This window comes from Chryseobacterium sp. UYP7, assembly GCF_056279225.1.
On record NZ_JBWBQW010000003.1, the window covers coordinates 348,104 to 362,948 of the forward strand.

Annotated in this window: 14 protein-coding genes; all 14 read right to left on the minus strand. The window is 32.0% G+C overall.

Annotation, left to right across the window (positions count from 1 at the left end; translation table 11 throughout):
* Nucleotides 1-2: 2 nt before the first annotated feature.
* Nucleotides 3-827, minus strand: coding sequence for a hypothetical protein (locus ACZ9HT_RS09155; protein ID WP_476040174.1), 825 nt, complete (start codon nucleotides 825-827; stop codon nucleotides 3-5).
* Nucleotides 828-831: 4 nt separating this feature from the next.
* Nucleotides 832-1,500 (minus strand): hypothetical protein, encoded by a 669-nt coding sequence (locus ACZ9HT_RS09160; protein WP_476040175.1) that lies wholly within the window; start codon nucleotides 1,498-1,500, stop codon nucleotides 832-834.
* Nucleotides 1,501-1,510: 10 nt separating this feature from the next.
* Entirely contained in the window at nucleotides 1,511-2,188 is a 678-nt protein-coding gene (locus tag ACZ9HT_RS09165; RefSeq protein ID WP_476040176.1) for a hypothetical protein, read from the minus strand.
* A gap of 16 nt (nucleotides 2,189-2,204) precedes the next feature.
* Nucleotides 2,205-2,861 (minus strand): hypothetical protein, encoded by a 657-nt coding sequence (locus ACZ9HT_RS09170; RefSeq protein WP_476040177.1) that lies wholly within the window; start codon nucleotides 2,859-2,861, stop codon nucleotides 2,205-2,207.
* Nucleotides 2,848-5,913 (minus strand): TraG family conjugative transposon ATPase, encoded by a 3,066-nt coding sequence (locus ACZ9HT_RS09175; protein ID WP_476040178.1) that lies wholly within the window; start codon nucleotides 5,911-5,913, stop codon nucleotides 2,848-2,850. Before ACZ9HT_RS09175 ends, ACZ9HT_RS09170 begins: the two co-directional genes overlap by 14 nt.
* Nucleotides 5,888-6,214 (minus strand): DUF4133 domain-containing protein, encoded by a 327-nt coding sequence (locus ACZ9HT_RS09180; protein WP_476040179.1) that lies wholly within the window; start codon nucleotides 6,212-6,214, stop codon nucleotides 5,888-5,890. Before ACZ9HT_RS09180 ends, ACZ9HT_RS09175 begins: the two co-directional genes overlap by 26 nt.
* On the minus strand, nucleotides 6,214-6,507 hold the full coding sequence (locus tag ACZ9HT_RS09185; protein ID WP_476040180.1) for a DUF4134 family protein: 294 nt from the start codon (nucleotides 6,505-6,507) through the stop codon (nucleotides 6,214-6,216). The genes ACZ9HT_RS09180 and ACZ9HT_RS09185 overlap by 1 nt, the downstream gene beginning before the upstream one ends.
* Nucleotides 6,508-6,571: 64 nt before the next feature.
* Nucleotides 6,572-7,135: a hypothetical protein gene (locus ACZ9HT_RS09190; RefSeq protein WP_476040181.1), complete on the minus strand. Its 564-nt coding sequence runs from the start codon at nucleotides 7,133-7,135 to the stop codon at nucleotides 6,572-6,574.
* A 34-nt stretch (nucleotides 7,136-7,169) separates the two neighbouring features.
* Nucleotides 7,170-7,820, minus strand: coding sequence for a ParA family protein (locus ACZ9HT_RS09195; protein WP_476040182.1), 651 nt, complete (start codon nucleotides 7,818-7,820; stop codon nucleotides 7,170-7,172).
* Nucleotides 7,821-7,831: 11 nt separating this feature from the next.
* Entirely contained in the window at nucleotides 7,832-9,319 is a 1,488-nt protein-coding gene (locus ACZ9HT_RS09200; RefSeq protein WP_476040183.1) for a relaxase/mobilization nuclease domain-containing protein, read from the minus strand.
* Entirely contained in the window at nucleotides 9,316-9,663 is a 348-nt protein-coding gene (locus ACZ9HT_RS09205) for a hypothetical protein (RefSeq protein ID WP_476040184.1), read from the minus strand. The genes ACZ9HT_RS09200 and ACZ9HT_RS09205 overlap by 4 nt, the downstream gene beginning before the upstream one ends.
* 2,240 nt (nucleotides 9,664-11,903) lie before the next feature.
* The gene (locus ACZ9HT_RS09210) at nucleotides 11,904-12,485 is read right to left on the minus strand and encodes a Crp/Fnr family transcriptional regulator (protein WP_476040185.1); all 582 of its coding nucleotides are present in this window, start codon (nucleotides 12,483-12,485) and stop codon (nucleotides 11,904-11,906) included.
* Between the two features lie 561 nt (nucleotides 12,486-13,046).
* Entirely contained in the window at nucleotides 13,047-13,628 is a 582-nt protein-coding gene (locus ACZ9HT_RS09215) for an NAD(P)H-dependent oxidoreductase (protein ID WP_476040186.1), read from the minus strand.
* Between the two features lie 67 nt (nucleotides 13,629-13,695).
* Complete coding sequence (locus ACZ9HT_RS09220) at nucleotides 13,696-14,274, minus strand: Crp/Fnr family transcriptional regulator (protein WP_476040187.1); 579 nt, start codon at nucleotides 14,272-14,274, stop codon at nucleotides 13,696-13,698.
* Nucleotides 14,275-14,845 lie beyond the last annotated feature (571 nt).

Below are 14,845 nucleotides of genomic sequence, written 5' to 3' on the forward strand. Positions count from 1 at the left end.
ATTTAAAATTTATTTTTGTATTCAATCATTATTTGTTGTGCGATCTGAAGATCTGCCGAACTCCAATCAGAGCCTATATTTGTTTTTGATTTAGTCAGAAGCTTTTTATAGTCGAGAAATAAATTATTTTTTTGGTCAAAAGCTCTCAACTGATTTACAAATTTTCTCCAACCAATTAAGGTTTCGTGATACATTAGGAAGCGCTTTCCGCGAGGCATGTCCAAAGTCCGCGAGTTATTGTACTTATCTTTTAGTAGTGTAAGTTCTTTTTCAAGATGTGCAATTCCTCCATTAGCCAACATATTCTGATACGTTTTATCGTCCTTCATTTGCCACTGAATATAGTTTTGAGGATTTTCTGGAAAATTTTTCAACGGTTTTAGCATTCTTTTATAATAAAGTAGCCAAAGGGGATCAGCTTCAACAGTTAAAGAAGTCCAATGTGCAAAATCTTGTACGTTCCTTGTATATACAGTATCAATCTGAAGTTTTATTTGCTCAGCATTCCTTCTTTGAAATTTTAACTCTGCAAATCTTTGAATTTCTAACCCGGTTGGTTTTAACGGACGAATATCTGATCCATTCTTGTAGTCCCTATTTCTTGATGGAGCGAGCCAACCCCAGACAGTGGCATAGGCAAAATTTGTTTGAATTCCTAAAAAATACTTTGGATAAGGACGAAAATCGCCCCAAGATTCGAATACGGTTCTCTTATTTTGGGCAACAATCGAAAGGTCATTCAATCTTTTTACCTGCCCATAGATTAGTGAGCTTCCAAAAAAAATTGTAAGAAATAGCGAGATTTTTTTGAGATAACTTTTCTTCATCGTATTAATAAAAAATGTATTTATAATTGATCATGATATTTTTAACAATAGCTCTGTCAAGATTCACGTAGGTATTGATGGTCGGGATTTGATAGATATATGGAATTTTTTTAGCGTTTTTCAATCTAATTTTAATACATATCAGATATCCGTTTATCATTTGTGCTTTAATCGATAAATTTTGAATAAGTACTTGTCGGTCGTAAGGATCCATCAGGAAATCGTTTTCTTCATGAAGTATATCCTGTGTAAGTTCCGTCTGCATTTTAAGCAGTTCCTGTACAGCTGCTATGTAAAATCTGTTCATTAGAATAGCATATTCGGGATATTGAGCAGTTAGAATAAGAACGTCATCTGCATTTTGACCGATTTGTACAAAAGTTTTAGATAAATAATACAGTTGCTTTCCTTGCTTGATTGCTGAATTTATATTGGTGAGTTTATCATAGATGAATTCTTGAATAGCAACAACTTGGGCAATTTTCTTATTGATATTATTGTATAACTTTTTCTGTTTTTCATAGGAATTTAGAAAGGATTCGTTGCTTGCCAATCGCACCGCTTGATTTTTGGTCAACTGTGTTAATAATTTGTCGTTTATGACAATAGTTTGTCCCTCTATAGGAGTTAATCCACCTATAACAGTACATAAAGCCAGCGTTATTTTTTTCATTTTCCTATTATTAAAAGTGACTGATGATCTGTTCAACAATTTGTTTGTCCTTATTGATATACCGGAGGACAACAAACTTGGTCCACTCGACTTTTCGCTTGATGTCTCTAATTTTCATGAGCATAAAAAGGGAATTTCTGCGAAGATTTGTTACTTCTTCTAAAGCATATTCTAACAAAATTTTTCGTTCGGCCTTTTCCATTTGATTAATTGCGCCATAGGAAAGAACAATACCCGTTAGTAATCGCACAATCATTTGCATATCATCAACAAATTTTATTTCTGCAGGCAAAACAGCAATGAGCGAATAAGGAGCGGTTTGAATTTCTTCAATTATCTTGGATTGAATATCTTGTATTTTCTGACTTTCTAGAAAAATGGCATACCCAGTGGGAATGGCCTGCATTGCAAAATCAACAATTCTCAATCTGTCTTGAATTTTAGTCGTGGTTTCCTTAAATTTTTCCCATTGTTTTTTATTGAAAACTTCCGTTGCTAAATTGGTGTCTTGCCAATTTTTCATTTCTTTCTGTCTTTCATTTTCCTGCATCGTGTGCCGAATCTCTTGGTTCATCATCGGAAATGAAACATTCTCCTTCTCCCACGGAGGTGTCGTATTTCCACCAGATGAAGTAATGAACAGATAAACTGCAGGAAGCATTACTGAAAGAAATAGTCTTTTTTTCATGGTGCTTTTTTAAATATTAGAATCTGTTTTTATAAGTCCACATAATGTTTTGTACAATGCTCATATCAGTATTGATATAACCTTGAAAGGGATTAATAGACTGAAACCATCCTAACCTTATAGCTCTTTCGATATTCAGTTTGGTAGAAAGCAACCAGATTTTGAGCATAATGACGTTTTGAGAAACCGAAAAAAGTAGTTTATAACGATCTCCTGCAGTGGCAAGATTTAATTCTCCCGGCTTTAATAAGTCTGTCACATCTGTGGTCAATTTTATGACCTGTTCATACGCTTTTTGAGACGCCCTAACTCCAAAAACAGCATATTGCGGTTTGTCTTTTGTTAGAATTAAAATATCACTTGAATACTGTAAACAGCGGTCCAGTTCGTTATAAATCCCAATCACCTGTACTCCATTTTTCAATGTTCCAGATACCTCATTCAAACCTTTGAGAACGGTGTTTTGAATATTATTTGCCACCACCATCTGTGTTCCTACCCAAGCTTGAGCTTGTTGCAGTTTTGTTTGTTCCGTAATTGTTTTTTCCTGCTGATTTTCAAGATTATCCGAATATAATTTTAACGCAAGTGTTGTTGTCACATCGATGTAAGTGTTTTGTGCTGAGACGAAATTTCCTATGATCAACAAAAGAATAAGTCTAAACTTTTTCATAATCGTGCTTTTTAGAATGAAGGAGTTCTTTTAAATTCAATCCGCGATCTTGCATTTCCTGTCCAATTATTTTCAAAATATTTTGGTCATTGTTTGCGTTTCTTATTTCCTGATAATAACCAAGAATATCTTCATCAAGAGGTTGTTGATAGAGATTGACTAAGCCAACCATATTTTCCATTTTGTCCTCCAGTTCAGTTAAATCTTTGATAAAAAGTTGCAATGCTTCATCATAACTATCAGATTGGTGCGCGTAATATTCAATGGCAATTTTCTCAGGTTTCTCTGTCGTATAGGTTAAATATTGCTCCAAGGCAACTTCATTCCCATAGACTTCTCCTTTCGATCCTCGTTTTAAATAGAATTCCTTGAAGCGGCTTCTTCCGAACTTATTATTCAAATTATTAATGGTGAATATTTTGTTTTGTTCCACTTTGTTTAGTGATAGCAGCGACGAGATTTTATCAAAATTATCTTTGAATTTCGTTTGATCTAATAGTATAAAAGTGTCAGAGTTATTAATGATAGAATCCTTCACAACGGTGTTCCCAATAATATCATCGAGTTCCTGAGTTACCACGACCGCCTCCCCCCAGAACTTCCTTACTGTTTTGTACAAATAAAGAATATAGCCTCCCATTAATTTTGAGGCAATTGCTTTCCAGGCTTCTTCAATGATGAGTGCTTTTCTTCGGTCTTTTCTTAATCGCATTTTCTGGATAAACGTGTCCATAATAATCAGCGTGACAATTGGAAAGAGTTTAGGATTATCTTTTACATTATCAATCTCAAAAACAATAAAGGGCTCATCGAATAAAGTACTATCTGCATTTTCATTCAGTGTTGTGCCATATCTACCACCTTTATAAAAGTCTTTTAAAACAAATAAGAAGGTTCTTAGTTTGAATTCACTTTCATCAATTCGGTGCTTTTTATTATTGAGATAAATCGGTAAGAACTGATCACAATAGTCGTAGAAACTGTTAAATGATAATTCTGCAAACGCAAGTTTATTTTCTAACTCAACAATTCTTTTGATGAGCGCTTTTCGTCGTGCATCTTTCCATTCTTTCGTATTCTCCGGTCTTTTTATTACAGATTTAGCTTTGGTCAAAATGAGTTGCGTTTCGTCATAAATCTTTCTTCTTTCTTCGTCATTCAAAGTTTCGTAAGCTTCAAAGACTTGAAAAAATTTAGAAGAATCGTAATCCGGGTTATCCAAATTTTTATCGGGATGATAAATCTGAATCATTTTTCGTCCCTTTTCTCTAACATGAGCAGTTGTTGCATCAAAAGGAATTTCCAGAATATCATAATAGGTTTGATGTTCTTTAATTTCGCTTTCAAAATCAGAATGAATATCCTCTTCGTGAATGTTGTATTTTTTCAAATAATTAAACAAATCTTCAGAACTTTTCTCTTCGTACCAATTGTTGCCACCATTAAAAAACTGATGATAATAAGACATCAACACATTGTCTAAAATAGATTTTTGAGTCGAACTCATCGAAGCATCTGCACCTTGCCAAATCAAAAAAATAAGATTAGTTAAAAACTCAATTTTTTCAATATTAAACTCCTCTTTATCCATCAAAAAAGGATTCATTGTAATTGGCTTTTCCTCTGTATATTGAATATATCTTCCACCCTTGTACGCACAAAGACCGGAATAGGAATCGCCGGTATCTACAATAATTACGTCATAATTATAAGTGAGATATTGCTCCACGATATTGTTCATCAAAAAAGATTTACCAGAACCGGACGGACCAAGTACAAACTTATTTCTGTTATTTATTCTGCCGGTTTTCATTGGTAAATCTGATGGGTCTATTTTTAAGGGAACACCTTGTCGATCTGTGAAGCGCAAGTGAAAATTTGATTCTTCGTTTACGGGATAACTTTCTTTAAAAAAAAAACAAAGCGCAGCTTCGCTTGTCGTTGTAAATAAATCGTATGATTTCAGTTCCACTGCATTTCCGGGAATGCAACATCTAAAAAGCTCCAGTTGATTGTATGAATTTTGGGAAACGATAATTCCTTTCATGAACAATTTATTTTCAATTAAGGATTGAGTTTCTTCCATTTTTTCAAGAGAATCTGTAGAATAAGAAATAGAAAAATGGGCATCGACGATGAGTTGACCATCCATCGCTACATTATGAAGCAGTTCATCAATTTCTTCTGCAACGATGGCATTGGACGGTGAATTATTAGCGACGCCTTCATGCTTTTTCTTCTTTTTTTCTAATTCTCGCTGTTTTGAAGCTTGATGCGGAATAGAAATAATTTGATTGTAAACGATGGTTTTGTAATCATCTAATTCATTGATAAAAGAAAAATTGTCCACTGCTGTTTCTGAAGCGGAACCGTTACCACCTAAAAAGGAATAGGTTTCAATTTCTGAAGGCAATTCGATTTTTTCTATGTCTACGAAACTAATCGTTTTAACAAATTTGTTACCGATGTTAAGGAGTTCATGCGTGGCTTTAATATTATCAAAAGAAGGCGTTTGAGCAAAATTCATTGATAAAATTCCACTGATATAATGTTCGAAATCCCTTTCCTTTAAAAACTTTGGATCGCACTCATTTTGAGAAAGAAGCATAAAGATTTTAAGGCATTTATCTCTTAATATTTTGTAAGCCTTTTCGGAAAAATTGTATTTGGTTTTCTTTTTATTTTGATCTACTATCTCCGTAAACAATAAAAGGGTATCGATGGTTTTGAACATCCTGCCTTCAAAATGGTCGGAATATTTTTGCTGTAAAAATTCATTTGATTTTTCAGCAGTATATTTTTGTTTACTGAAAATGTCAATCTTCTGAACAATATGATTTTCTCCAATGATCGCAACAACTTGATTCAAAACCGTATGAAATTGTAGATAAGCTTCAGGGTCAGCAGAATATTGTTCTACATTATTTTTGATTTGTATTCCGATAACAGGATTGCCGAACTGACCGATGAGCACATCAAAATTCCAGTTATTGTCTTTCCCGTAATCATACCCGATAAAAGGAATATCAAAAGTTTTTTTCTTTAAGTTCATGATTTACTTTTTTTGGTAAAAGTTTTACATTTCTGAATTTTGTCGGAATAATGTGCAATTCTTCTTCATTCCTTGTTTTGTTATATAGTCCTTTGCTATCCTGCATTTTGTAACTGAGAAAGACTCCAGTTCCTCCTATTGCTGCGCCGATGATCATTCCGAATAATCCAAACAAAGAAGAAAGTATCGCAACTGTAATAAGTCCACCAATGGCGGAACCCATTGCGAAGTAGATATACTTGTCTTTTAGTCCGAAAAATATAAGGGGCTTTTTCAACCCCTTATAAAGGAAATATCCCATTAGAATATTGCCGCAATAAATGTTGGAACCAACAAAAGGAAAATACAGGCACCTCCCCAACCAACAATTTCTTTGTTGATGTCTTGGTCTCCATTCGTCCATTTGTTGTAAATCCTAATTCCTCCGACCGTTCCTACGATGGCACCAATGGCATAAATCAGCAATCCCAAATCGGTGATGTAACCGGAAATTGTTGCAGCTGCTGCACCTAAGGCAGCACTACCGCCATTTCCTGCAAGCGCAGGAGTTAAAGACAGAAAAAGTGCAAAAACAGTTACTGCTCTTTTCATCATTTTGTGTTTTTTGAATACTTGATTGATCATGTTAAAAAATTAAGGGTTAAAAATTATTATTCATTTACATTGCGGATGATTCATAAACCTTGAATCCATCGATGTTCTTAATTAATTGAACATTGGTTTCAGATAGATTTAGCATTTTCTTCCACCGGTCACTATTTAATTTTTTGATTGCTAGATTCACCGTTTCCTTTAGTTGGTTCTGGATTCGTTCACCGTCGATTATTGCGGAATCAAGTTTCTCTTCGAACTTTTGTTCGGTCTCGTAAACAATTTTATCTTCGGCTGGTTCTATCAAATTTTCATCATCAAACAAATCAATATTTTGTTCAGATTCAAACCGCGCTCTCCAATGATCCATATTTTGTCTTTCTTCTGACAGCGTTGTTTCAACTGGAAATTCACGTTGAGTAAATGATTTTGGAGTATTTAAATTTTCGACATCTTCAATACCTACAGTTGTGACTTCGGTTTTGTTTAACTCTACAAAATCAAGTTGATAGAAGTCTTCATTCTCTTCAGAATTCACAGCAGACTCCTTTTTAAAAAAGAGGTCATAGACGATATTCCCAACGTAATAGAGTGCATAAAGTGCGAGTAGAGTAATGATAAATTTTGTCATTTGTTTCAAGTGTTTTTTCTGGTAACATTTTTTATTAAAGCGAAATTTCCAGCGATCCGTTGATGCAATTAATGAGCTCATCCATTGAGTTTTTAACTGCATATTTTTGATGTTTCGTTAATTCTCTCGTACTAATTGTTTGTAAACAATTCCTTTTGAAAACAGGGTTCTTCAATAGAATACCATATTTTACTATTTCCGAATCCATTCCTTCTTGATTAAGATATTTATAGCCTTTATCATATTTTGACCGAATAAAAATTCGTTCTGCCTGGCTTTCTAACTGTCCCATTAAATTGACAAATACTAAAGTTGATTTTGCAGAGACATCAGAATACTCAAAAGGGATAATGATGAAATCGCTATAAATCAATAAATCGATATATTTTTCATCAAGCGTTCCTGCCAAATCAAATAGGTTGATGTCATCACTTTCTTTAAGTCCAATAATGGTTTCAAAATCGGAAAACGGCTGCTCCACTTCCTCATCTATAATTTCTACTTCGTAAAGCTTTGGAAGATTCAACGCTTCATCTTCCTTCCATTTGTGATAAAATGATTTTTGAAAATCAAAATCAAAGACATTTATCTTTCTTTCTGAAATTGTCGAAATGTAATTTGCAAAGGCAATGGCAAGTGTAGTTTTCCCAGTTCCTCCTTTCTGAGTAGCAAAAGTGATAATCATTTTTTCCGTTTTTATTTTCTACGTTTTCGTTTCTTTTTAAGATCATTCTCAGCAGGATCTTTTGCAGTTGTCGTACTCTTCATCAATTCAAATAACATTTGATCTACTGCTTTTATAATCTCATTTTTTTCATTATTTTGAGTTCGGTTTTCTATTTCCATATTGAAAATACCTTCTGGATTAAAATATCTTTGGTATTCATTTTCTCCCAATAATGATCGAAGTTCTCCGATAAAATGGAATCTGGTGTGAACTGCGTACACTATTCCATCCTCACTTTTAGCAATAGAAATACAATCATTCACTTTTCCCTTCGTTTTAATAAAATCCCTTACTTCATTTTGAACTTTTCTATAGGTATCTAAATCTTTTTTTCCTCTGTTTTCAAAAAGCATAAAATCTTGTAATCTCGCTTTTGGATTTTTTATTTTTAAAAATTCAAGTAGAATCATTTTTGACTCTAGATTGGGAATATTGTAATCCTTCAATATTTCAAAAAGCTTTTTATCAATTTTATCAGAAGTAAATTCAAACAATTCATTCATCCTCAACACTTCACTTCCTTTATATACCTTTCCTGTTTTGTGGTCGATTAAAGTGTATCCAAATGGTTTTAAATCTTCTTTTTGATGAAACACAATATCAATCCCGAAAACATCTTTTAGTTTTTTTTGAAGTTCACTTTCAAACTCAATTTTCATTTTTGAATGATTTTCTCGAAGAGCTAATTTTTCATCTGGTTGCATTGATTCTTGCCGCCTGTTATCTTCCACTTTAAAAACCTTATTCGAATGGATCTCTTTGTATTTTATCAAAATGGCTTTGATCTGATTTTTCCTGTTGTCATTCTTTTGGTGGTCGAAAATGATTTGGTTATTATTAATAGTTTTCTGTTTCACTCCGTTTTTTAGAATATCAAAAGCGTTTTCATCTTTCTTATTTTTGACCATTTTGTATCCGCTTCTTCCGAGTAAAGTTTCCAGTTGGTTAAGAGAACTGATATTATATTTCAATAATTTGTTTAATTTTTCATCCTCATTGAGTCCGTATATTTTTTCCATCACTTGAGCCAACGCTTTTTGTGATTTCAGTTTTTCATAGCTATCATTAATCTTCTTCCCCGTTGTTTTGTCCACTCTTGTGGTAACCACATGCACGTGGTTATTATCGGTGTCATTATGAAAAACAACAGTAAATGGATGTTTTCCGTAACCCATTTCATCCATGAAATTCTCTGCAATCTTTGCCAACTCCTCTTTCGAATGTTCCTGAAACTTTGTCGAGATCATCGCATGAAACTGAGGTTTTAGTACTTTTTTATTCCCAACTGAAATCGCTCTCAAATAATCTCTGACTTGCTCTTTCTTAATGGACTCATTAATGACTGGTGGGAAATTTTTCATCAGCACTAATTCCCCTTTTCCTTTGTCAATTTTCTTATCGTTGTAATTGACTCCAGGAAAACTCGAACCCGCTGCAGCCATAACCTTAACAATCATTTTGCAAGCAGAGAGTAAATTTTTTCAAACATTTCATTTTGCTGTTTTTTAAGAATTGTTATTTCTGATAACTTCTCTGAAAATTTTTTTAACTCTATTTCACTTATAAATTTTTGCCCATTCACGAATTTTGCAACCTGATTAATATTAGTTTCTATTTTTACAAATAGGTTATCCTGCTTTTCAATGAACAATATTATTTTTCTTCTTTCGTCGTCCAGAATTCTACCTTCTACAGAATTGATGATTAAGCTCGTCAGAGAAATATTTCTATTCGCACAGTATTTTTGCCAATCTTCTTTTTTAGAATTCTTAATTCGTAGAATAATCAGTTTTTCTTTCACTATCTAATTTTTAAATATTTCCTAATGTTCATCTTAATAATAGGACCATTAATATTTTTAACTATTATGGTAAATAGGGTTTGGTCCAATTGGAGTATCCTTGAATTGCTCCGTAGGTATCGTAGGTATTAGATATAGTTTGTAAGGAGCTTTTCGGAATTTTTATCGCAACCTTTTCAAGTAGTGCCGGAAAAAATTGCGTTGAATTTTCGTTATGCAGCAGCATAATTTGATTAAGAATATATCCGATAACACTGTAAATATTTCCTATATTAATAAAGGCGTCACACACAGTACTGTTTTGATCAAATGGTAATACAATTCTGTATTCAATCGGTTGCTTTTCTTGTGAAAAAGATTGCCACAGACTACCATCAAAATAATATAAGCCCGGTTCGATTACATGAATGACCTGTCCCGATAGAATAGATGGTACATATGTAACAAAAATGACCGGTTTTTTTTTGCTGAAGAATAAGATTTTTTCGCTAACTGATCACCCGTTATTTGCGGTGGAATAATACCATCATAATGATTCATATCATTTGGCTTTCCTACCACTTCTAAAGTTGTCTTTGCAGTTTGGGTATTGATACCAACTTTTCCCTCAACGGATATTGCTATTAGCAATAATAAAAAATAAATCAATTTTCTCATCTGTATTTTTATTAAAAACTTCGAGACAAAATTGAGCGTTAAAACCTTTCAAAACAATAGTACTCAAGGGAGTTGGCCAAAATATGAACAATCTGGCTTCATCTGGGTTACGAAAAGAATAAAAAAGAATAATCCGGGTTAATTTCAAATCTTATTTTTAAAGATTCTAATAAAATAGAAAAATGAGTTCCAAAGTTTTTCTCCCTTTTTGCAAAAAAGGCAAGATCGTCTTTGGATATAAAACTTGAAAAGTTTGTATATACAAAGACACATCTTGCTGTTAAAATCCCGATCATTTAAGCACAGTCTGAAAAGATAATTTTAGAAGTGAAACGAGAATCTTTATCACCAAATAAGGGTAATAATACTCTTGAAAAAGATTAGAATTTTACCATGGATCATATTACGCAGGCAGCATTTAAACCTTTATTCAGTTTACTCAGGTGCTGCACGCAGGTTCAGAAAATAACCTGAATATATATTACACAGGTTGCTGTATCTTCTTTACGCAGGTATACGAAATAACCTGTAATTATTTTACGCAGGTTTGTTGCAATTAATCTTTACATTATTTAGACTTGTGCATCTTGTAAATTAAGAAACGGTCTTTTGGATTGTGAATCAAATTTGAATTACCTCCTATTTCCTAAAATGAATATTTAAATCTTAACCATTTAATAACATCATATTATTGCTGACCCTACGGCCATTTTACGCAGGTCATAATTTTCTAGTAGTTGAAAAATTGCAGCTGTGAATCGTTACTTCTGCCCCTATTTAAAAACAGAAACAGCCTTCCTGCAGATTATGTGTTAAAAGATAAAAATTGACTATAATTTTAATTTTGGTCTATATTTCGAATTTATATGTAATAAGTATTTTCAATAGTTCCCACTTTTTAATACCAGCCTAATAAAGGTTTATACTAATTGCAAAAAAATGCTTCAGATTTTGTCTAAACATACAAATACGAATTGAAAAATGTCGCTTGCGGGGTGCATACCGGTCGTTGCCAATCATACGAAGAATTATCGGTAACGTTTAAAATAAGAAAAATCCACCGAACATCGTATTTTTTCCAACCTACAAATTCATATATTTCTTTAAAAAGTAAAACGTAAGCCAAATCTCATTGAACTAAAAAAGTAGTCCAAATTAAATCTATTTTAAATCAAAAGAAACCTCTTTTAAATTGCTTTAAGAGAGGTCGATTTTATATTCTACTGTCTGGAATACCTATAAAACTAGCAGGTTATGCTTTTATCAATATTGTGTAAAGTCTTTATTTCTTCATATATTAATTCGGTATTAACTGTACTAACATTCATTTTTTTCCATAACTAATTATTGCATCTGCAAATAATTCTAATTCATTATTCTCTTTTCCTGAATTCACGTCAAGTTGCAAAGAGGTTGGCGTTTCTGGAGGAAAGGTATTTGCTTTTTCAAATGTTTTAAAAATAATGTCGGTAATCGCCAACACCACCTAAACCAATGATAATAATATTCTTTTTATGCACGTTTTATTTTTTCACAAATATAAAAGTTCATAAATGAATTAGAACTTGATAAATGACAAGAAATTACATTCTGCTAACTTCTTTTCTAATTCTGCTCAGTGTACTATCTGTTATACCTAAATAGGAAGCAATAATCTTTAGCGGAACATTTTGAAAAATATGCGGTTGTTGTTTTAAAAGATTTAAATATCTTGTTTCTCCTTTTTTACTTATTATCTCGATCAGTCTATCATTAAGTTTAGAATGATTTATCACAAACAAAAGTCTGCTAAACTCCCTAAATTCGAGAATACTATGAAAATTTGACTGTACGTTTTCTAAACCCGTCTCCCAAAAAAAACAATCAGTTAAGGTTTGATAGATCTCTTTTGCAGGTTGCTTTGTAAAAAACGATAAAAAGTCATTAACAAAACAAGGAGCTGAATAAATATTTGTAGTTACTTCTTCTTCTTCCTCATTCAATATATAGGAACGCATGTAGCCAATTTCTAAAAAATACGTTTTTGTACTAACCTGATCTTTGTTGATTAAAATAGTGTTTTTGTTCAACGTAAAGTCACAAAATGTTTCTGTAATTTTTTCTACTATTTCATTTTCAATAGGAAATAATGAATGGAAGTAATTATTTAAAGTCAGTTTACTCATAATTTTTTTTCAGTTACGTATACAATTTAGCTCGAACTATTAACGGGAATAATTTTACTAATTTTTACTATCAAAATAAACGAATTAACGGCTGAATAAAAAACTGTAAAAAACCAATTTTAGTGATATACTAATTTGTTTTTTATCATTTTATTGAGTTTGTTTTGCCTTTGTAATATTATTTAAAAAATGCAAAAGTGTAATAAACGCAAAGTAGAAATCAGGATATCAATAAGATGATTTTGTTATAATCTCTATAGTAGCCATATAACCAATAAAAAATTTTATATGCAATAAAGTAAAATAACATAAATATCGCTCGTAAAAACGGTGTATGTGAGTATTATTCTCAATAAGATCTGCTAATAATTGGATAATAAAATCATCATTAGCAGTAGCTTTATTCCTTGCTAATATAAATTTTTTATTTTCGTAAAATGTTTTGGTCTAATGATTAAAAAGGTTTGATGCTCACACTGTATTTTTTAGTAAACTTCAACTGAAAAGGCAACTTGAATGTATTGCAAAACAAATTGCCAAATCGATATCATTCGAAAATTACTATTTCTTCTGTCTACCAAATTGTTCAACTTCGGCAATCCATTTCTGTCTTACAACATCTTTAGCGTTTTTTACGACGCCAAAATAGGAAACTCTGACTTTGGCAATTCCGCAAAACTGTAAAGTTGATTTTTTTAGTTGGTTTACGCTCGGTCTGCCATAAACTAACCTGTAGTACCAACTCGGTTGGTCAAGCGTTGTGATTATATGGGCAGTTTTACCTTTCAACAACTTGTCCCAAATCATGGAATTTTCTCTATATTGAAAAGCGAAGCCTGGTAAAAAAAGTCTATCTATAAAACCTTTCATATTTGCAGGAAGTCCTCCCCACCAAATTGGATGAATCCAAATCAAATGATCTGCCCACTTAATCTTCTCCCAACACTCTAAAAGATCTGGCTCTAACTCTGTGCGTTTTTGATAACCAAATTCAAGATTCGGATTGAACTGTAAATCGAAAATTTTAATTTCTTGCACTTCCGCATTACTTTCTAATGCGCCTTTTTTATAAGCTTCTGCAAATCCAAAATTTAGACTTTCTTTGTTTGGATGTCCATTAATAATCACAATTTTTTTTGACATTTCTTTTTGTTTAAATATTAGAATGACAAAATTACTATTGGATATTTGGATAATTTAGGACAAATGTCTAAAAATTAAATTCCTTTCGAATTCTGCTTAAATGTCGTTGTGAAATACCTAAATAAGAGGCTAAATAGTGCAATGGAATTTTCTTAATATATTCTGGCTTATTTTTGATCAAGTCAGAATAACGATTTTTTGCATCGCTTTTTTGCAGCTGAAATATACTTTTTTCTAATTCAAGGTATTGTTGCTCCGCTATTTTTTTTAAAAAATGAGTCCAGTTGGGACTTTGTTGCATTAATAGATCAAGCTTATCCTTCTGAATAATAGATAATTCAGTTGGTGTAATAGTCTGGATATTTTCTTGCGTTGGTTGACCCGTTAAAAAAGAGGAATAAGCAGTCATCAAATTGTTAGGAAACGTTATGCAGTAGGTGATATCTTCGTCTTTATCTGAAATATAGTAAGAACGTAAGCTACCCGATAAAACAAATGCTATTTGTTTGCAAATTTCACCTTCTCTGATAAAGTATTCTGATTTTTTCAACAATTTATAAGTTGATAGTTTAACGAAATTTTCAATTTCGATATCGGTCAATATATCGAAGGATTTTAAATAGATTTTAATGTTATCGTTTGCCATTATAAGAGTTCTACTAGGGTTTTGCTACTGCAGGATATTCATCACTGTTACTTATTTCTGCAAGTAAGGAATAAATATCCCAAAATTTTGTGCTTATAAGAAATTAAATTAATGGCAAAATCTCCACTAAAATGTTCCGTACCACTTCTGAACAAACTTTCCATGTATTTTTTAATTAAATCTGACTCAATTCCTAACCGTGAAAAAAATTCTTCCTTATTATTAGGAGAAATCGTAATTTTCTTATCAGAATTTAATTCAACAACATTACTATTTACACTTCTAACCCCTTTCTAAATTAATAATAAAAGATCGTTGTAATTTGAAAAATTATGGAGGTTTTAAAATTTCTTCCATTTTTTTAAAGTCATTTGAGTCGAATAAACTTTGTGAGTTGTGACAATCTTTATAAAATCATCTTGGGCTTCTATAAACTGATTCTCTTCTAATAAAATCTTTATCAGTTTTCCATCTGATTTAATAAATAAACGGTCAGAATTAATTGAGGGTTAAATGAAATTCGTTTTGATTCAATATAATTTTTGCTTTATTGACCGCCTTTAGAAATCAT